Raw genomic sequence first — 19,579 nt, 5'->3', positions numbered from 1 at the left:
AATGCACACCAGCACAGAAGACTGCACAGCAAGCGGCAATGCAAGCGGAAGCCCAGGCAGCAGGCCGGTGGTCCTGGTCACCGGCGGCGCTAGCGGCATGGGTCTGGCCACGGTCGAACGGCTGGCCCGCGATGGCTTCGCCGTCGTCATGGTGGACCGCGCCGCCGGCCTCGTCGAGCGCGAGGCCGGGCGGCTGCGCGCACTCGGCCTGGAAGTGCAGGCGAGAGTCGTGGACCTCACCGACGAAGCGGCGGTGCGAGCCATGGTGCAGGCGCTGCCGCCCGTCACCGCGCTGGTCAACAACGCCGGCGTATTCGACGAGCGCGGCTTTATGGAAGCCAGCAGCGATGATTTTCGCCGCGCCTATGAGATCAACCTGATCGCGGCCACGACTCTGACGCAGGAAGTGGCCAGGCGTATGCCCGACGGCGGCCGCATCGTCAACATCGCCTCGCGAGCCTATCTGGGCGCACGCAACCACCCGCACTACGTCGCCTCCAAGGCGGCGCTCGTCGGCTATACGCGCGCCAGTGCGATGGAGTTGGCCGCGCGCGGCATCCTGGTCAATGCCATCGCTCCGGGCCTGATCGACACGCCCATCCTGCGCGCGCTCACGCCGGAGCGGCTGGCCGCGCAGTTGGCGCTGCAGCCTACTGGCCGTGCGGGCCGGCCGGAGGACGTCGCGCAGGCCGTGGCATTCCTCGTCTCGCCGCAGACCGGCTTCATCACCGGGCAGGTGCTGTTCGTCGATGGCGGCAAATCCTTGGGAGGATCAACGGCATGACAAACGCATCGTGGGACAAGGAAGTCGACGTGCTGGTCGTGGGCGGCGGTGCCGGAGGCATGGCCGCGGCGATCACCGCGCACTGCGAAGGCGCTTCGGTGCTGCTGGTAGAAAAGACTGACCGCATCGGCGGCTCCACCGCGATCTCGGGCGGCGCAGTGTGGGCGCCGCTGAATGCGCAGAGTGCGCAGGTCGGGCATCCGGACAGCTTCGACAAGGTGTGGGCCTATATGCGCAACACGGTGGGCGATGCCGCGCCGGAGCACATGCAGCGCGCCTTCCTGGACGCCTGCGCGGCCGCCGTCGATTTCCTGGAGACGCACACCGAGGTCAAGCTGGCCGCGCGCAGCTATTCGCCCGACTACTACCCCGATCGCGAGGGCGCCGCGCTCGGCGGCCGCTCACTGGATCCGCTGCCCTTCGACGGACGCTTGCTCGGCGCGCATTTCCGCGAGCTGCGCGATCCCCTGCCGGAGTTCGTGGTGCTCGGCGGCATGATGGTGACGCTGACCGACGCCAAGCACCTGCTGGCGGTGACGCGCTCCTTCTCGTCCTGGAAGGCCGGGGTCAAGCTGGTGCTGCGCTACTTCGGCGACCGCCTGCGCGGCTACCATCGCGGCACGCGGCTGGTGCTCGGCAACGCGCTCGCCGCGCGCCTGTTCAAGACCATGCTGGACCGTCGCATCGACTACTGGCTCGGCGCGCCCTTGCAGTCGCTGCAGGTCGAGTCCGGCCGCGTGAGCGGCGCCATCGTCATGCGGGGCGGCCGGCCGCTGCGCGTGCGCGCCAAGCGCGGCGTGGTGGTCGCCACCGGCGGCTTCCCCTGGCACGAGGGCCTGCGCGGCGAACTCTATCCGCAGCCTACCGGGCCCTGGTCCATGTCGCCGCAAGCCAACGCCGGCGAAGGCATCGAGATGGCGCGCGCGGCGGGTGCCACCATGGGCAGCGGCTGGTTTGCCCCGGCCTTCTACGCCCCCGTCTCCATCCTGCAGCGCGCGGATGGCACGCAGGTGCGATACCCGCACCTGGTGTGGGACCGCGCCAAGCCGGGCCTGATGGCGGTGAACGCGGCCGGGCACCGCTTCGTCAACGAGGCCGCGTCGTACCACGAGTTCGTGCTCGGCATGTACCGCTCGCACCAGACCGTGCCGACGCTGCCGGCCTTCCTGGTATGCGACAGCGACTTCATGGCGCGCTGGGGCCTCGGTCTGGCGCTGCCCGGCGGCCGCCCGCACGCGCACCTGGTGCGGGCCGGCTATCTGTACCGCGCGGACACGCTGGAGGCGCTGGCGCAAGCGCTGGGCATTGACGCACAGGCGCTGACAGCCTCGGCGGAGCGCTTCAACCACTATGCCGAGACGGGGCAGGACGCCGAGTTCGGCAAGGGCGGCACCGAGTACAACCGCTATCTCGGCGATCCGGAGCACCAGCCGAACGCCTGCCTGGGGCCGCTGCGCCAGGGCCCCTTCTACGCGGTCAAGGTCTATGCCGGCGACATCGGCACGGCCTGCGGCATCCGCTGCAACGAGAACGCGCAGGCGCTCGATGATCGGGACGAACCGATCCCGGGCCTGTATGCTGCCGGCAATGACATGCAATCGGTCATGGGCGGGCAATACCCGGCGCCGGGCATCACCCTGGGGCCGGCGCTCACCTTCGGCTGGATCGCCGGCCGCCACGCGGCGCGGCAGTCCACCCATCCGCACGCTTCCCTGGAGACGATATGAAGATCCTCTTTTCGCCGACTTCCCCCTATGTGCGCAAGTGCCTGGTGACGGCGCACGAACTCGGGCTGGATGACAAGCTGCAACGGCTTCCCTCCAACGCCCACCCGGTCGAGCGCGACCGCGAGATCATCGCCAGCAACCCGCTCGGCAAGGTGCCCACCTTCTTCACCGACGACGGCCAGGTGCTGTACGACAGCCGCGTGATCTGCGAGTACCTGAACGACCTCGCCGGCGGCTCGCTCTTTCCCGCGCCGGGACAGCCGCGCTGGGAGACGCTGACGCTGCAGTCGCTGGGCGACGGCATCCTGGATGCGGCCCTGCTCGCGCGCTACGAAGACGTCGCGCGGCCTGAGCCGCTGCGCTGGCCGGCATGGCGCGCGGCACAGCTCGACAAGGCTGAGACCTCGCTCGTGCACCTGAACGCACGGCCCGAATTGCTCGCAGGGCGGGTCGACATCGGCGCCATCGCCGTGGGCTGCGCGCTCTGGTACCTGGATCTGCGCTTTGCCGAGTTCGCCTGGCGTGATCGGCACCCGGCCGTCGCGCAGTGGTATGCCGCGTTCAGCCAGCGGCCCAGCATGCGCGCGACGTGGTCGTTGGCATGATGGCGTAAAGGGCGCGCCCGCGCGTGACGGAAGCCGCCTCCCCGCACCGATGCCGGTGCGGGCGATCCATCATTACAGCGCCGCTGTGGCTGCCGGATGCGGGATCGTACCGTCGCCATAGGTGCGGATCACCTCCGAAACGATGACCTGGTAGCCGTCCAGCCACTCGGCCTGCCTGGCCTTGGCCTGCAGATGCAGCGGATGGCGCATGAGCGCCTGCAGCGCTGCCATCGAGTCCCAGTAGTAGACGTTCGAGACCAGGCCGGTCGATGGATTCTCCCAAGCCTCTTCGCCGAGATAGCCGGGGATTTCCTTGGCGGCCTGCGCAATCATCTGGTCGAGCCGATGGAATGCGTCGTCGAACTGTTTCTTGGCGAAGATGAAGGTGGAGGAATACATGGTGGGAGGCGATGGTGGGGGATCCGGGCTGCCGATATTATTCCGTGCCCTAAAAGCTGCATTGCAGTAAAGGCCGCATAGGATGCGGAATTTGCATGGAATCCCGCGAGCGCAAATGATCGCCTGCGCTGCGCCTGGCAAGCCGATGGCGAGATCGTGCGCGAGAACGCTATGCAGGGCACCGCAGCGCAGCCCAGCGTGATGATCCTGAATACGTGGTCGAGGCCTATGCCGGCGACATCGGCACGCACCGCATGGTCGCTGGCTTGATCGTCTGATCTGCCGCCTGCTCAGCGCCGCACCAGCGCCACTACATAGATGCAGGGTTCCGAGCCCGGATTGAAGAAGGTGCACGGCGCGGGCGGACCCAGTTGCAGGCAGTCGCCCGTTTCGAGTCGATGGCTGAGCTCCCCTTCTTCGAACACCAGCGTGCCGGCGCGCACCCAGACCTGCTGGTGCTGGAAGGTGAATGCCGACGACGGATATGACACGCGCACCTTGGCGGGCAGCGTGACTTCCAGCAGTTCCAGCATGCCGCCGTTGCGCGGCGACACCGCCCGCCGCGTATAGCCCGTCTCCGGGTCTTCCCACACCGGCTGGTCCGACTCTCGGCTCAAGCGGTCGCCTGTCTGCTCGGCCAAGGCCAGCAGCATCGACAGCTGCAGGCCGAATGCGCCGGAGAGCCGGCCGAGCACGGTGGCGGTCGGGCTGGCTTCGTGGCGCTCGATCTTGCTGATCATGGCCTTCGACACGCCCGAGCGTTCCGCCAGCTCCGATAGCGACCAGCCGCGCGATTCGCGCTCGATACGCACGCGCGCAGAGATGGCGGTCGTGGGATCCGTCGGTTGTCGGGTCATGCTCTGATCGGGGATTTCGGCTCGGCGCGTCATGCGCACCATTATACGAGCCGCGTCCTGGCGGCCTGCCTGCGGGCACGGCAGACTGGGCGGACCCGGCTGCCGCGGGGCGGAGAGCAGCAGGGCCTGCCCGCATAACACACAGTCACACCCTCGGTGTTAACCCCAGTCAATTTCCTCTTTATCGGTGGTCGAGCGTCCACTATAGTAAACGGCATGCACGGGAGCACCCGCAACCCACAATCGCCGAACAGGAGTCGACATGCCACGTGAAATCCGTCTGAACGCCTTTGACATGAACTGCGTGGGCCATATCCAGCAGGGACTGTGGACCCATCCCCGTGATCAGTCGGCGAGGTACAGCGAACTGCAGTACTGGGTCGACTATGCCAAGAAGCTCGAGAAGGGCCTGTTCGACGGCATCTTCTTCGCGGACGTGGTCGGCGTGTACGACGTCTTCGGTGGCAATGCCGACGCGGCGCTGCGCAGTGCGGTCCAGGTGCCGGTCAACGACCCCACGCTGGTGATCCCGGCCATGGCGGCGGCCACGCGCCACCTCGGCTTCGGCGTCACGGCGAACCTCACCTACGAGCAGCCTTTCCTCTTCGCCAGGCGCATGTCCACCCTCGACCACCTGACCGGTGGCCGCATCGGCTGGAACATCGTGACCGGCTACCTCGACAGCGCTGCGCGGGCAATCGGCATCGAGGGGCAGATTGCCCATGACGACCGCTACGACCTGGCCGATGAATACATGGAGCTGGTCTACAAGCTGTGGGAGGGCAGCTGGGACGATGACGCGGTGATCCATGACCGCGCGGCCGGCGTCTACGCCGATCCGTCCAAGGTGAGAGTCGTCCACCATCATGGACCGCAGTACAAGGTGGATGCCATGCACCTGTGCGCACCGTCGCCCCAGCGCACGCCGGTGCTCTACCAGGCCGGATCGTCGACGCGCGGGCGCCGCTTCGCCGCCACGCACGCCGAATGCGTGTTCGTGAACGGCCAGAAGAAGGACGGCGTGAAGGAGATCGTCGATGACATCCGCGCCCAGGCCGTGCAGCTCGGGCGCCGCGCGGACGACGTCAAGGTCTTCCTTGGCGCCACCCCGATCATCGGCCGCACTGATGCGGAGGCCCAGGAGAAGTTCGAGGAATACCGCCGCTATGTCAGCTCCGAAGGTGCGCTGGCGCATGCCGCCGCATCGCTCGGGATCGACTTTGCCCGCTACGACATCGACGAGCCCATCGACACCGGCAAGAGCCAGGCGATCGTCTCGAACGTGGAAGCGATGACGCGCAGCGCGGGGCCGCAATGGACCCGCCGCAAGCTGCTGGAGCAGATGGTGCTGGGCAGCCGCCAGACGCCGTGGGTGGGCTCGGCCGAGCGCGTTGCCGACCTCATGATGGCCTGGAGCGAAGAGACCGGTGTGGATGGCTTCAACCTGTCGCGCACCGTGGTCCCCGAGTGCTTCGACGATGTGATCGACCTGCTGGTGCCGATCCTCCAGGAGCGCGGCGCGTACAAGACGTCCTACACCGACGGCACCTATCGCGAGAAGCTGTTCGGCCAGGCGCGCCTGCCGGCCTCGCATGCCGCCGCGCAATACCGCGCGGCCGGCAAGCAGGCCTGATCCGGATTCCCAAAAATACAGAGAGGCCCCGGCACAGGGGCCAGAACATGGTGGACAACATGGTAGACAAGACAACCTTCCGAGATGCGATGGCGGGCCTGGGCGCCGCCGTCAATATCATCACCACCGACGGCGCGAGCGGACTGGCAGGGTGCACCGCATCCGCGGTGTGCGGGGTGACCGACGAGCCGCCGACGCTGCTGGTCTGCATCAACCGCGCCAGCCGCAACAACGCAGTGATGCGTGAGAACGGCCGCCTCTGCGTCAACGTGCTGTCGGCCGACCAGCGCGAGGTGGCAATGCGTTTTGCCACCAAGGACCTCGCCATCGAGGAACGCTTCGCCAGCGCTGACTGGGATCACCTGGAGACCGGCGCGCCGGTGCTGCGCGGCGCGGTGAGCGCGCTCGACTGCGAGATCTCGTCCGTCACCGAAGTCGGCACGCATACGGTCTTCTTCTGCGAGATCAAGGCGGCCCGCGTCACGGGCGGCCGCGACGGCCTCATCTACTTCGGCCGCGACTTCCATAGAGTCGGTGCCCCCGCGCTGAACATCGCCGCCGCAGCATGAGCCGCTCGCCATCCACCGGCGCGCCCAGGCTGGCGCCTTCGCCCGGGCGGGACACGCCGCGCGGCAAGGCCGCCTCCCTGGCCATCCTCCTGCTGGCGCAGGTGGCGGCGATGGGGGTCTGGTTCTCGTCGAGCAGCGCCGTCGCCGTCATCAAGCACGTGCATGCCATCGCCCCCTTCGACGAGGCCTTGCTGACGAGCGCGGTGCAGTGCGGCTTCGTCGCCGGCACGATCGCCTCCGCGCTGCTGTCCTTGGCGGACCGCTATGACCTGCGTCGGCTGTTCGCGGGATCGGCGCTGGTCGCGGCCCTGGCCACCGGCGCGCTGGCCCTGCTGCCGCCCACTGGCGGCGCCGTGGTTGCGCTGCGCTTCGTCACCGGCATGTGCATGGCGGGTGTCTACCCGGTCGGGATGCGGCTCGCCGCAACCTGGGCCCAGGGCGACCTCGGCCTGCTGATCGGGCTTCTGGTGGGCGCGCTGACTCTAGGCTCCGCCAGCCCGCACCTGATTGCCGGCATGGACGGTCTCGACTGGCGCACGATCTACCTGGTGGCGGCTGGGTGCGCCGCGCTGGCCTCGGTGGCCATCGGCCTGGCCGACATCGGCCCGAACATCCGGCGCGCCACCGGCGTCGACCTGGCCAAGGTGGCCCAGGCATGGCGCCAGCCCGCGGTGCGGCTCGCCAATCTCGGCTATCTGGGCCATATGTGGGAGCTCTACGCCATGTGGGCCTGGCTCGCGCTGTTCCTGCAGCAGACGCTGGCCGCCCGCGGCGTGGCCGATGCACGGTCGCGGGCCGAGTGGCTGACCTTCGGCGTGATCGCCTTCGGCGCGCTCGGCGCGTGGTTCGGCGGGTGGCTGGCAGACCGGGTAGGGCGCACGGCGGTCACCATCGGCGCCATGGCCGTCAGCGCCTCGTGCGCGGCACTGATCGCCTGGTTTGCCGCTGCGCCCACGGCGGTGCTCATCGGCGTGGCAATGGTCTGGGGCTTCTCCGTCATCGCGGATTCGGCGCAGTTCTCGGCCAGCGTGGCCGAACTGGCGGAGCCATCGTCGGTGGGCACCCTGCTGACCGCCCAGACCTGCGCGGGCTTCCTGCTCACGCTGGTCAGCATCCACCTTGTGCCGGATGTGGTGGAGCTGCTGGGTTGGCGCGGGGGCTTCGGCATGCTGGCTATCGGCCCGGCGCTGGGATGCCTGGCCATGTGGCGGCTGCGGCGCCATCCCGATGCGGTGCGCCTGGCCGGTGGCCGGCGTTAGCAACCTCTAGCGATCTCTTCCTTCTTCATCGCATTCATAGCAAGTACCAGGACTCGCAATGACTTCCTATCCTGAAATCCGCATGCTGATCGGCAGCGAATGGCGCGATGCGCCGGGCCAGCCCATCATCAATCCGTCGGATGAAACCACCATCGGGACGGTGCCGGTCGCCACCGTGGCCGATCTCGACGACGCGCTGGCGGCTGCCGCGCAGGGCCAGCAGGTGTGGCGCCGCACGCCACCCGCGCAACGTGCGGAGATCATGCTGCGCGCGATCGGCCTGCTGCGGGAACGCGTGGAGCCCATCGCCACGGCGATCGCCACGGAGCAGGGCAAGACGCTGGCGCAGGCGCGCGCCGAAGTGCTGCGCGGCTGTGACCTGATGACCTGGGACGCCAACGAAGGCAAGCGCCTGTACGGCCGCGTCATTCCCGCCGAGCCCGGCATGCGGCATACCGTCATCCGCGAGCCCATCGGCGTCATCGCCGCCTTCACGCCGTGGAACTTCCCGCTGAGTTCGCCGGCCCGCAAGGTGGGCGGGGCGCTGGCAGCGGGCTGCGCCATCATCCTGAAGGCGGCCGAGGAGACGCCGGCCGGCGCCGTGCTGCTGGCACAGGCATTCCTGGATGCAGGCCTGTCGCCCGGCGTGCTGAACCTGGTCTTCGGCGACCCCGCGCTGATCTCGTCCCACCTGATCGCCAGCCCGGTGGTACGCGGCATCACGTTCACCGGCTCCACGCCGGTCGGCAAGCACCTTGCCGGGCTGGCCGCCCAGCAGATGAAGCCGGCCATTCTCGAGCTCGGCGGCCACGCGCCGGTCATCATCTGCGAGGATGCCGATCCGGAGGCGGCAGCACTCGCCTGCGTGAAGGGCAAGCTCAACAACGGCGGCCAGGTGTGCGTGGCGCCCACGCGCTTCTACGTGCATCGCGCGGTCTATGCGCCCTTCGTCGAGGCCTTCGCCCGCCATGGCGGCGCCATCCGCGCGGGCCACGCCCTGGAGCGGGGCAGCGATATCGGCCCCGTCGCCAATCGCCGCCGGCTTGATGCGCTTGGCGAACTGGTACGCGACGCCGTCGGCCAGGGCGCGCGCCTGCTGTGCGGCGGCGAGCGCCTGCCGGGCGCCGGCTACCTGTTCCCGTTCACCGCGCTGGCCGACGTGCCGCCCACGGCTCGTGCCATGAATGAAGAGCCCTTCGGACCGCTGTGCCTGATCACTCCCGTCGATAGCCTGGACGAGGCGATCCAGCGTGCCAACGGCCTGCCCTACGGGCTCGCCGGCTACGCCTTCACGCGCTCGGCCGCCAATGCCTACCGGCTGGGCGACGAACTCGAGGTCGGCAATCTCGCCATCAATCACCTCGTCTCGGCCGTGTCGGAGACGCCGTTCGGCGGCGTCAAGGAAAGCGGCTACGGCCGCGAGGGCGGCGTCGAGGGGCTGGAGTGCTACACGCACGTCAAGAGCATTTCGCATCGGATGGACCAGGCATAGCCTGAGCCATCAACCGTGGGCGGCCGGGCCCGGCCGCACCGCATCCGCGACGGGTATCGACAGAACGGTGCTGTATGCAAGCACCGCGGCGCTACTCGTCTTTTCAACCGCTGCAAGTGGAGACAAGCCATGCGCCCCGTTCATGCGCTAGCATTGCTGCCCTTGGCCGCCGTTCTGGTCGGCCCATTCTTCCTCAACAGGGTCACCCCCTTCATTCTCGGCATGCCGTTCCTGCTGGGATGGCTGGCCCTCACGCTGGTCCTCACGTCGACCGTGATGGCCCTCATCTACCGTGCCGACAGCCGCCAGTCGGAAGACGGCTCCCATGGCCGCCGACCGGGAGACGCGGCATGAACAGCGCACTGATCTTCATCTTCGGCGCCATGGCGCTGGCACTCGGGCTCGGCATCCGCGCGCGGCGCGGCAAGGATATGAGCCTGGAGCAGTGGGCGGTAGGCGGCCGCGGCTTCGGCACGGCCATCGTGTTCCTGCTGATGGCGGGAGAGATCTACACCACGTTCGTGTTCCTCGGCGGCAGCGGCTATGCCTACGGGCACGGCGGCCCGGCCTACTACATGCTCGGCTACGGCAGCCTGTGCTATGTGCTCTCCTACTGGCTGCTGCCGAAGATCTGGCGCTACGCCAAGGAACGCAAGCTGATCTCCCAGCCTGACTTCTTCGCGGCGAAATACCGCAGTCCGGCCCTGGGCATGCTGGTCGCCATCGTCGGCTTCATCGCACTGATGCCCTACCTCGTGCTGCAGCTCAAGGGCCTCGGCATCATCGTCAGCGTGGCATCGTACTCGGCGCTGTCCGCCAGCCAGGGCGTGTGGATCGGCGCCGCGGTGGTGGCGCTGTATGTCTCGCTGTCCGGCGTGCACGGCTCGGCCTGGACGTCGGTGGTCAAGGACATCCTGGTCATGTCGGTGGCCATCTTCCTGGGCCTGTATCTGCCCTATCACTACTACGGCGGCATTGGGCAGATGTTCGCGGCCATCGAGCAGGCCAAGCCGGGCTTCCTCGCGCTGCCGGCATCGGGAGAGAGCCCGGTCTGGATGGTATCGACCGTGCTGCTTTCCACGCTGGGCTTCTATATGTGGCCGCACATGTTCATGGCGACCTATACGGCAAAGCGTGAAGAGGTGCTGCGCAAGAACGCCTACGTGCTGCCCATCTACCAGCTCATGCTGCTCTTCATCTTCTTCGTCGGCTTCGCCACGGTGCTGCAGGTGCCTGGCCTGAAGGGAAGCGATATCGACCTGGCCCTGTTCAAGATCTCGCTGCAGACCTTCGATCCGTGGTTCATCGGCGTCATCGGTGCCGCCGGCGTGCTGACCGCGCTGGTGCCGGGTTCGATGATCCTGATGACGGCCGCCACGCTGATCGCCAACAACATCTACCGCCCGCTGCGTCCCCAGGCGGATAGCGTCCACATCGCTCGCGTGGCCAAGTGGATGGTCCCCTGCATCATGCTCCTGGCGATCTGGTTCACGTTGCAAGGCGGCAAGACCATCGTGTCCCTGCTGCTGATGGCCTACGCCTTCGTCACGCAGCTCTTCCCGGTGCTGGTGGCGAGCCTGATGCGCAACAACCCTGTCACCAAGCCCGCAGCCTTTGCCAGCATCATCGTCGGCGAAGCGACGGTCGCCTGGGTCTCGCTGACCAAGTCCACGGTGGGTGCGTTGTTCCCCTTCCTGCCGGATGCGCTCAAGGACCTGAACGTCGGCATCGTTGCGCTGGTTCTCAATGTAGCGACCCTGGTCGTCGTGACGCTGCTGACCCGCAAGGCCGCGGATTCCCGCGACCTGACCGTCAGCGTTTCCTAAGTCCATCTCTCTCCCGCGCGGTGGACGGTCCCCGTCCACCGCCGGCATTCCGCATATGAAGATTCCCGAGGAAATCGCGCGCGATGCGCGCGTGGCATTCGTCCAGGCCGGCTGGCACCAAGACCTGCTCGAAGGCGCGCGCAACGCCTTTCTTGCACGCATGGCGGCGCTGGGTGTGCCAGCAGACCGCATCGACGGCTTCGATGTACCAGGCGCGTTCGAGATTCCCCTGTTCGCACGGCGGCTGGCACGGGCCGGGCGCCATGCGGCCGTGGTGGGCGCCGCGCTGGTCGTCGACGGCGGGATCTACCGGCACGAGTTCGTATCCCAGGCGGTCGTCGACGGACTGATGCGCGTGCAACTGGAAACGGATGTGCCGGTCTTTTCGATGGTACTGACGCCGCAACATTTCCGCGAGCAGGGCGAACTGCGTGCGTTCTTCGCCGAGCACCTGATTGGAAAGGGGAGCGAGGTGGCTGATGCGTGCGTGCGTACGTTGGCTGCGCTTGAGGCGTTGGCGGGGCATCGGTCGGTAAGCTGACGGCAGCGGAGGCGGGAAGCCTGAGGCCTGCGATCAGGACAGCGCCATCTGCATGCCGCCCGATCGCATGGAAAGCAAGCCAGCCCCGAGGGGGCTGGCATCTTCGACGGCCGAACGCGCCGTCGGTGGGCTGGTACGCGAAGCGCCGCGCCGAGCGCGGCAGTTATCAAGGCGAATCTCAGTCCAGGACGCGCACTTTCCCCATGTTCTTTCGAGTCTGCCCGGCTACGCTTCGACCTACGCAATGCAGTAGTCCAATAGTGACTCAGGGAGCGCGCTGATCGCATTGCGCGCGTAAGTTGCTATCATTGATAGCAATGTCTTGCGTGATTCAGGGAGGCGTCATGTCAAACCTGCTGGTCCGAGGAGTCGATGAAGCCCTCGTGCAAAAACTGCGCGAGCAGGCAGCCGCACATGGGCGCAGCGCGGAAGCCGAGCATCGTGAGATCCTTGCGCGCGCTTTGGGCGGCACAAAGCGCAAGAGCCTTGCGGAAGTCTTGATGGCCATGCCGGACGTCGGCGAGGACGCTGATTTCGAGCGTACCGACGACTCGGGCGGGGCGGCGCATGTATTTGGTTGACACCAATGCCGTCAGCGAGATGCGCAAGGGCGATCGCGCCAATCCTGGCATTCGCCGTTTCTTTCGCGAGGCGGTAAAAGAGCAGGCCGACCTCTACCTGTCGGTCGTGACAGTTGGCGAGCTGCGCCGTGGTGTGGAACTGATCAGGCATCGAGGTGACCTCGCGCAGGCCGAGGCGCTCGAAGGCTGGCTGCAGACCATCCTGGAAGAATTCGCCCCACGCATCCTGCCGGTCGACCATGACGTCGGTCAGGTCTGGGGCCGTCTGCGCGTGCCACATCCCGAGCACGCCATCGACAAGCTGATTGCTGCGACCGCCCTCATCCATGATCTGACCGTCGTCACGCGCAATGTGAGTGATTTTGCGGGCACCGGAGCGCACTTGCTCAATCCGTTCGCGTAGTGGAAGTCGGGTTCAACACATACCTGACGGATCTACGGCCTGAACTGACCGTGGGAATCGCATCGTCGTCTTCTGCGTTCATAGAGGAATACGCTGAGTGAACTTCGACTTCGCCACCCTCGATGCTCTTCGGACCCACCATCCCGCCTGGCGGCTGCTTCGTTCCGACCATGCGCCGCTGGTGGCGAGCTTCCTGCATCGGGTCTTCGTAGCGCCCAATGTGCGGGCCATGGCGGCGCCGGATCTGGCGGAGTCCCTGGAGGACGAGCTCTATGCCTTGCGCGAGCAGCTTGGCGACTCGGCTTTCCCCAAGGCGGCGATGGACTACCTGAACGACTGGGCCGCGACGGACAAGGGCTGGTTGCGCAAGTTCTACCGTCCGGGTACCGACGAGGCCTGGTTCGACCTGACGCCCGCCACCGAGCGGGCCATCGCCTGGCTGGGGCAGCTCGCCGAGCGGCAATTCATCGGCACCGAGTCGCGTCTGCTTACGCTGTTCGACCTGCTCAAGCAGATGAGCGAGGGCACGGAGACCGACCCGGCCAAGCGGGTCGCTGAGCTGCATAGGAAGCGCGATGAAATCGATGCCGAGATCGCGCTCGTGTTGTCCGGCGACGCACCTCTGCTGGACGATACGGCACTGAAGGACCGCTTCCAGCAATTCATGCAGGGCGCGCGCGAGCTGCTGACCGATTTCCGTGAAGTGGAGCACAACTTCCGCCAGCTTGACCGGCGTGTGCGCGAGCGGATTGCACTTTGGGAGGGTAGCAAGGGGGCGCTGCTCGAGGAGATCATGGGCGAGCGCGATGCCATCTCCGATTCCGACCAGGGCCGCAGCTTCGGCGCCTTCTGGGAGTTCCTGCTGTCAAGCCGGCGACAGGATGAGCTGACCGAGCTGCTGGAGCGCGTGCTGGCCTTGCCAGCGGTGGCCGAATTGCAGCCGGACAGCCGGACGCGGCGCATGCACTACGACTGGCTGGAAGCCGGCGAACATACCCAGCGCACCGTGGCCCAGCTCTCGCAGCAACTGCGGCGCTTTCTCGACGACAAGGCGTGGCTGGAGAACCGGCGCATCATGGACATCCTGCGGGGCATCGAAAGCAAGGCGCTGGCCGTGCGCGGCATGCTGCCCGCGGGCGACGTGATGGAGGTGGAGGAGGCCGGAGCCGACATCGACCTGCCGATGGAGCGGCCGCTGTTCACGCCCGCCATCAAGCCCGTGCTCAGCAAGGTCATCCTGCAAGCCGGCGATGAGGCAATCGATCCCGCGGCCTTGTTCGGCCAGGTGGTGGTGGACAAGGCGAGGCTGTCTGCCAACATTCGCCGGGCCCTGCAGCAGAGGGGCCAGGTCACGCTGCGCGAACTGGTGGTCGCGCAGCCGCTGCAGCAGGGACTCGCCGAGCTGGTCGCCTATCTGCAACTGGGTAGCGACGCGTTCCAGACGGCAGTCGATGAGGGCGTGCAAGAGCCCATCGAGTGGAGCGCGGCGGGCGGCGAAGCCTCACTGATGCGCCGGGCGCGCTTGCCCAGGGTGATTTTCCTACGCTGATACGACAAACCGTCAAAGCGACAACCAGGGACAGGAGAAGGGATGGAAGACGCACAGTCGACGGCCCTGCCGGAGCAGGCAACGGATCTATCCGTGCTGCTTATCGGCCTGCTCAAGGGCGTGCAGTACCGCGAGGGCGACGAGCGCCAATGGGCGGCACTGATGCAGCTGCAGGCACGCGTGCGCGATTACGTGGCCGTGCTCAACCTCGAACTGGTGCTGGACGAGTCCGAAGGCTACGCCTTCCTCAAGGGCCGCCCAGAGCCGGCGGACGATGACGCGGCTCCCAGGCTGCCCCGTCTCGTCGCGCGCCGTCCCTTGTCCTTTCCAGTCAGCCTGCTGCTGGCCCTGCTGCGCAAGAAGCTGGCCGAGTTCGATGCCAGCGGCGGCGATACGCGGCTCGTGCTGGGCCGCGACGATCTCGTGGAGATGGTGCGCGTGTTCCTGCCGGAGGGCGCGAACGAGGCCAGGCTGATCGACCAGATCGAGGGCAACATCAACAAGGTGGTCGACCTGGGATTCCTGCGTAAGCTCAAGCCCGCTGCGGGCGCGGCCGCAGGCCCCGGCAGCTATGAAGTGCGGCGTATTCTGAAAGCCTTCGTCGATGCGCAGTGGCTAGCGGAGTTCGATGTGCGCCTTGCCGGCTACCAGTCCGCACTCGCAGGCGTCGCCAGCGCCGGCAAGGAGGGCAGCGATGCGTGACATGGATTCCCTCGGTCTCGATTTTTCCGCCGACGACGCCCTCTCCGGGTTCCGCCTGCGCCGGCTCGAAGTATTCAACTGGGGCACCTTCGACCAGCGCGTGTGGACCTTGCAGCTCGACGGCAAGAACGGCCTGCTGACCGGCGACATCGGCTCGGGCAAGTCGACCCTGGTCGATGCCATCACGACACTGCTGGTGCCGGCGCACCGCATCGCCTACAACAAGGCGGCCGGTGCCGACAACAGGGAAAGGACGCTGCGCTCCTACGTGCTCGGGCATTACAAGTCCGAGCGCAACGAGGTGACGGGCGCGGCCAAGCCGGTTTCGCTGCGCGACCAGAACAGCTACTCGGTCATCCTGGGGGTGTTCCACAACGAAGGCTACGACCAGACCGTGAGCCTGGCTCAGGTCTTCTGGCTGCGCGAGTCCCACGGCCAGCCGGAGCGCTTCTACCTGGGGGCGGAACGCGAGCTCTCGATCGCAGCCGACTTCGCTGGCTTCGGCAGCGAGATCGCCCAGCTGCGCAAGAAGCTGCGCGGCCTGGGCGCGGAGCTGCACGACAGCTTTCCTCCCTACGCCGCCTGGTTTCGCCGGCGCTTCGGCATCGAAAACGAGCAGGCCCTGGAACTGTTCCACCAGACCGTGTCGATGAAGTCAGTCGGCAATCTTACCGACTTCGTGCGCAGCCACATGCTGGAGCCGTTCGCCGTGGCGCCGCGCATTACGGCGCTGATCGACCACTTCAATGATCTCAATCGCGCGCACCAGGCGGTGCTGAAGGCCAAGCGCCAGGTCGAACTGCTTGACCCGCTGGTAGCCGACTGCGGCAGGCACGCAAGCCTAGGGCTGGAGGTGGAAGACCTGCGCCATTGCCGCGACAGCTTGCGCGTCCATTTCGCCGGGCTCAAGCTGGGGCTGCTGGATAAGCGGCTGGGCCAGCTCGCCGAGGAGTGGGACCGTGCGCAAAGTCAGGTGGAGCGCTTGGAGACGCTGCGCGAGACGCAGGAAAGTGAGGCCGAGGCGCTCAAGGATGCGATCCGTGACAACGGCGGCGACCGCCTGGAGCGGATTGCGGCCGAGATTCGCAAGCAGGAAGGGGTGCGCGACGCGCGCAAGGCCAAGGCCGGCCGCTATGCGGAGCTGGTATCGCTGCTGGGCGAGTCGGCGGCGGCCGACGTGGCGGCCTTTGCCGCTCAGCGCGCCCGTATCGCGACGTGGCGGGACGAGGCGGCGGGCGAGGAGGCTGGCCTGCAGAACGAGTGGGCCGAGGATGCCGTGACTCTGCGCCAGGGCAAGCAGGAGCACGAACGGCTGACGGCGGAGATCGACAGCCTGAAGCGCCGCCGCAGCAATATCGACGACCAGCAGATCCGCATCCGCGCCGCCCTGTGTGCGGCGCTCGGGCTGGAAGAGGACGAGATGCCCTTCGCCGGCGAACTGATCCAGGTGCGCGAAGACCAGCGCGACTGGGAAGGCGCGGCCGAACGCCTGCTGCGCAGCTTCGGCCTGGCCCTGCTGGTGCCAGACGCTCACTACAAGGCGGTGGCCGAATGGGTCGACGGCAGCCATCTGCGCGGCCGCTTGGTGTACTTCCACGTGCGCCCGCGCAAGAACACCGAGCTGCCCGAACTGCACCGCGATTCGCTGGTGCGCAAGCTGTCTATCAAGCCCGACTCGCCGCACTATGAGTGGCTGGAGCGCGAGCTGGCCCATCGTTTCGACGTGGCCTGCTGCGATACGCAGGAACAGTTCCGGCGCGAGGCGCGCGCCATCACGCGGGCGGGGCAGGTCAAGGATCCGAGCGGCCGCCATGAGAAGGACGACCGCCATCGCATCGACGACCGCAGCCGCTATGTGCTCGGCTGGAGCAATAGCGCCAAGATCGCCGCGCTGGAGGGCGAGCGGCGCGCGCTGGAAACCCGGCTGGGCGAGGTCGGGAGCCGCATAGCGGCCATCGAGGCCAAGCGCAAGGCGCTGACCGAGCGTCTCACCACGCTGGCGCGCCTGGAAGAATTCACCACCTTCGAGGAGCTGGACTGGGCCAGCGTCGCAAAGATGATCGCCGGGCTGCAGGGCGAGCACGCGCAGCTAGCGTCGGCCTCTGATGTGCTGAAGACCCTGACTGCACAGCTCGATGCGTTGAAGACGGCGCTCAAGCAAGGCAAGGCCGAGCTGGACGAGGCGCGCGACAAGCGCTCCAAGGTCGAGCAGCGCCAGAGCGATGCGGAGGAATTGCGAAGGCAGGCGCAAGCCGCGCGGGGCGAGGCCCTGCTTGACGAGTCGCTGGCCGCCAGATTGGAGTCGATGCGGGCGGAAGCGCTCGGCGAGCACCAGTTCACCGTCGAGACCTGCGACAACCGCGAGCACGATGTCCGGGAGTGGCTGCAGGATCGTGTCGATGCCGTGGACAAGCAGATCAGGCGCGCAGCCGAGAGGATCATCGGCGCGATGTCCGCCTTCAAGGAGGAGTTCAAGCTCGAGACCGCCGAGTTCGACGCCAGCCTGGATGCCGCGTTCGAGTACGAGAACATGCTAGCGCAGCTCCAGCGCGACGACCTCCCGCGCTTCGAGGCCCGCTTCAAGGACTTGCTCAACGTCAACACCATCAACGAGATCGCCAACTTCAATGCGCAACTGGCGCGCGAGCGCGAGACCATCAAGGAACGCATTGCGCATATCAACCAGTCGCTCGGCGAGATCGACTACAACCCTGGGCGCTACATCGTGCTTGAATCGCAGATCAGTCCGGATGCCGAGATCCGCGACTTCCAGCAGGAGCTGCGTGCCTGTACCGAGGGCGCGGTCACCGGCTCGGACGATGCCCAGTACTCCGAAGCCAAGTTCCTCCAGGTGAAGGCCATCATCGATCGCTTCCGCGGCCGCGAAGGGCAGTCCGAGCAGGACCGCCGCTGGACTGCCAAGGTCACCGACGTGCGCAACTGGTTCCTCTTCGCCGCCAGCGAGCGCTGGCGTGCGGACAACGCCGAGTACGACCACTACTCGGACTCCGGCGGAAAGTCCGGCGGACAGAAGGAGAAGCTCGCCTACACCATCCTGGCGGCCAGCCTGGCCTATCAGTTCGGTCTGGAGTGGGGCGCGGTGCGCTCGCGTTCCTTCCGCTTCGTCGTCATCGACGAGGCCTTCGGGCGCGGCTCCGACGAGTCCGCGCAGTACGGCATGAAGCTGTTCCAGCAGCTCAATCTGCAACTGCTGATCGTCACTCCGCTGCAGAAGATCCACATCATCGAGCCCTTCGTCGCCAGCGTGGGTTTCGTGCACAACGAGGACGGCCGCGCTTCGCGGCTGCGCAACCTGCCGATTGAGGAGTACCGCGCGCAGAAGGCCGGCCTGCTGGCCCTAGCCACGGATGAAGCCGCAGCCAGTGGGTCGGCACAGCTCGAATCGGCGCAGGAAGCCGCGACATGAGCTGGACCGGGCCGGAGGACCTGAAGGCGCAGCTAGCGCGGCTATGGGCGCGCGGTGAGCTGCTGCGCGATGCCGTCTTCGGCGAGTCACGCTTTCCCCTGCGCCTGTCGCTCAAGACGCCAGACTCCGCTGACATCACCGAACGCTTCGAAGCCGTGCGCGCTTGGGCCGCGGCGCTTGCAGGCACGCCGCTCCGCATCGAGTGGCAGGAAGTCCGCCATCGCGTGCAAGGCATGCAGCGCCTGCCCGCCAGCGCCTGGGTCGACACCATTGAAGACGCGCTGGGCTGGCTGGGCAAGCGCCGCGAGTGGGATTGCTTCCTGGCGCTGCTGGCCGCCACCCGGCAGGACGCACCGGTGCTCGTGCCCTGGCTTGGCAAGCGCCCGCTGCAGGCCCTGGAGCTGGCCGACGCCTGGCCCCGGCTGCTCGCCGTCGTCGGCTGGCTCGACGCGCACCCGCGCCCTGGCATCTACCTGCGCCAAGTCGACCTGCCCGGCGTGCACAGCAAATTCATCGAGGCGCATCGTGCCGTGCTGGGCGAACTGCTCGACTTGGCGTTACCCGCCGCGGTCATCGACGCAAACAGGAGCGGCGTGAGCCAGTTCGCCTCACGCTACGGCTTTGCCGAGAAGCCCGTGCGCATCCGCCTGCGCGTGCTGGACGACGAGAACCGTGCATTCGCCGGCGCCATCTGCCCGGATGTCACGCTCGATGCGGACAGCTTCGCCGGGCTGGCGCTGGGCGTGCGCCAAGTGTTCATCACCGAGAACGAGACCAACTTCCTGGCCTTTCCCAAGATGCGTGACGCCATCGTGATCTTCGGCGCCGGCTATGGCTGGGATGCGCTGGCGCGCAGCCGTTGGCTCGAGGCATGCGCCATCAACTACTGGGGTGACATCGATACCCACGGCTTCGTCATCCTGGATCAGCTGCGCGGCCACTTCGCCCATGTGCGGTCATTCCTGATGGACCGCGCCACGCTGAACGCGCATACCGCCTTCTGGGGCGAAGAGGACAAGCCGGCGCTGGCGGACCTGCACAGGCTGACGTCGGAAGAGCGCACGCTGTACGATGACCTGCGCGACAACCGCATCCGGCCGAAGCTGCGCCTGGAGCAGGAACACGTCGGCTTCGGGGCGTTGCTGGAAGGGTTGCGTGGCGTGGCAGGCTAAGGCATCGTAGCGTCCAGCCGCGCCTTCCGCGTGGCCCCTGTTGCCCAGCCCGG

The 19,579-nt window shown here is 67.2% G+C and carries 18 protein-coding genes; 16 read left to right on the top strand and 2 right to left on the bottom strand.

The annotated features are described in order from the left end of the window. The first annotated feature begins 1 nt into the window (after window position 1). The 3 genes from AC1Z3O_RS18265 to AC1Z3O_RS18255 are packed head-to-tail and all read left to right on the top strand — an operon-like array spanning window position 2 to window position 3,116. The gene (locus AC1Z3O_RS18265) at window positions 2-784 is read left to right on the top strand and encodes an SDR family NAD(P)-dependent oxidoreductase (protein WP_483517103.1); all 783 of its coding nucleotides are present in this window, start codon (window positions 2-4) and stop codon (window positions 782-784) included. After that, window positions 781-2,511, top strand: a complete 1,731-nt coding sequence (locus AC1Z3O_RS18260) for an FAD-dependent oxidoreductase (protein ID WP_483517102.1) — start codon at window positions 781-783, stop codon at window positions 2,509-2,511. Before AC1Z3O_RS18265 ends, AC1Z3O_RS18260 begins: the two co-directional genes overlap by 4 nt. Further along, the gene (locus AC1Z3O_RS18255) at window positions 2,508-3,116 is read left to right on the top strand and encodes a glutathione S-transferase (protein ID WP_483517101.1); all 609 of its coding nucleotides are present in this window, start codon (window positions 2,508-2,510) and stop codon (window positions 3,114-3,116) included. Before AC1Z3O_RS18260 ends, AC1Z3O_RS18255 begins: the two co-directional genes overlap by 4 nt. Window positions 3,117-3,188: 72 nt before the next feature. Here the strand turns inward: AC1Z3O_RS18255 and AC1Z3O_RS18250 are convergent, their stop codons facing one another. Beyond that, window positions 3,189-3,515 (bottom strand): antibiotic biosynthesis monooxygenase family protein, encoded by a 327-nt coding sequence (locus AC1Z3O_RS18250; RefSeq protein ID WP_483517100.1) that lies wholly within the window; start codon window positions 3,513-3,515, stop codon window positions 3,189-3,191. 290 nt (window positions 3,516-3,805) lie between these two features. Then, window positions 3,806-4,372 carry a helix-turn-helix domain-containing protein gene (locus tag AC1Z3O_RS18245; protein WP_483517099.1) on the bottom strand — a complete coding sequence of 189 codons (567 nt, stop codon included), beginning with the start codon at window positions 4,370-4,372 and terminating at the stop codon, window positions 3,806-3,808. Between the two features lie 262 nt (window positions 4,373-4,634). Between AC1Z3O_RS18245 and AC1Z3O_RS18240 the strand changes: the two genes are divergently transcribed. The 13 genes from AC1Z3O_RS18240 (at window position 4,635) to AC1Z3O_RS18180 (ending at window position 19,526) form a co-directional block, all read left to right on the top strand. Continuing rightward, entirely contained in the window at window positions 4,635-6,005 is a 1,371-nt protein-coding gene (locus AC1Z3O_RS18240; RefSeq protein ID WP_483517098.1) for an LLM class flavin-dependent oxidoreductase, read from the top strand. 59 nt (window positions 6,006-6,064) lie between these two features. Then, window positions 6,065-6,574, top strand: coding sequence for a flavin reductase (locus tag AC1Z3O_RS18235; protein ID WP_483517097.1), 510 nt, complete (start codon window positions 6,065-6,067; stop codon window positions 6,572-6,574). Next, window positions 6,571-7,833, top strand: a complete 1,263-nt coding sequence (locus AC1Z3O_RS18230; protein ID WP_483517096.1) for an MFS transporter — start codon at window positions 6,571-6,573, stop codon at window positions 7,831-7,833. Before AC1Z3O_RS18235 ends, AC1Z3O_RS18230 begins: the two co-directional genes overlap by 4 nt. 58 nt (window positions 7,834-7,891) lie before the next feature. Continuing rightward, window positions 7,892-9,325: an NAD-dependent succinate-semialdehyde dehydrogenase gene (locus AC1Z3O_RS18225; protein ID WP_483517095.1), complete on the top strand. Its 1,434-nt coding sequence runs from the start codon at window positions 7,892-7,894 to the stop codon at window positions 9,323-9,325. Window positions 9,326-9,454: 129 nt separating this feature from the next. After that, on the top strand, window positions 9,455-9,679 hold the full coding sequence (locus AC1Z3O_RS18220; RefSeq protein WP_483517094.1) for a DUF3311 domain-containing protein: 225 nt from the start codon (window positions 9,455-9,457) through the stop codon (window positions 9,677-9,679). After that, window positions 9,676-11,151, top strand: a complete 1,476-nt coding sequence (locus tag AC1Z3O_RS18215) for a sodium:solute symporter family protein (protein ID WP_483517093.1) — start codon at window positions 9,676-9,678, stop codon at window positions 11,149-11,151. Before AC1Z3O_RS18220 ends, AC1Z3O_RS18215 begins: the two co-directional genes overlap by 4 nt. A 55-nt stretch (window positions 11,152-11,206) precedes the next feature. Then, complete coding sequence (locus AC1Z3O_RS18210; protein ID WP_483517092.1) at window positions 11,207-11,692, top strand: 6,7-dimethyl-8-ribityllumazine synthase; 486 nt, start codon at window positions 11,207-11,209, stop codon at window positions 11,690-11,692. 344 nt (window positions 11,693-12,036) lie between these two features. Next, window positions 12,037-12,273: a FitA-like ribbon-helix-helix domain-containing protein gene (locus AC1Z3O_RS18205; RefSeq protein ID WP_483517091.1), complete on the top strand. Its 237-nt coding sequence runs from the start codon at window positions 12,037-12,039 to the stop codon at window positions 12,271-12,273. Next, on the top strand, window positions 12,260-12,676 hold the full coding sequence (locus AC1Z3O_RS18200; RefSeq protein WP_483517090.1) for a PIN domain-containing protein: 417 nt from the start codon (window positions 12,260-12,262) through the stop codon (window positions 12,674-12,676). The genes AC1Z3O_RS18205 and AC1Z3O_RS18200 overlap by 14 nt, the downstream gene beginning before the upstream one ends. A 97-nt stretch (window positions 12,677-12,773) precedes the next feature. Next, window positions 12,774-14,225: a DUF3375 domain-containing protein gene (locus tag AC1Z3O_RS18195; RefSeq protein WP_483517089.1), complete on the top strand. Its 1,452-nt coding sequence runs from the start codon at window positions 12,774-12,776 to the stop codon at window positions 14,223-14,225. A gap of 42 nt (window positions 14,226-14,267) precedes the next feature. Further along, window positions 14,268-14,927 (top strand): DUF4194 domain-containing protein, encoded by a 660-nt coding sequence (locus tag AC1Z3O_RS18190; protein ID WP_483517088.1) that lies wholly within the window; start codon window positions 14,268-14,270, stop codon window positions 14,925-14,927. Further along, on the top strand, window positions 14,920-18,354 hold the full coding sequence (locus AC1Z3O_RS18185; protein ID WP_483517087.1) for an ATP-binding protein: 3,435 nt from the start codon (window positions 14,920-14,922) through the stop codon (window positions 18,352-18,354). The genes AC1Z3O_RS18190 and AC1Z3O_RS18185 overlap by 8 nt, the downstream gene beginning before the upstream one ends. Beyond that, on the top strand, window positions 18,351-19,526 hold the full coding sequence (locus AC1Z3O_RS18180; RefSeq protein WP_483517086.1) for a DUF3322 domain-containing protein: 1,176 nt from the start codon (window positions 18,351-18,353) through the stop codon (window positions 19,524-19,526). Before AC1Z3O_RS18185 ends, AC1Z3O_RS18180 begins: the two co-directional genes overlap by 4 nt. Window positions 19,527-19,579: the final 53 nt, after the last annotated feature.

Source organism: Cupriavidus sp. 09_S30 (assembly GCF_056930435.1).
Note: the sequence above shows the minus strand (reverse complement) of the source record. Positions and strands in the feature narration are given on the sequence as shown.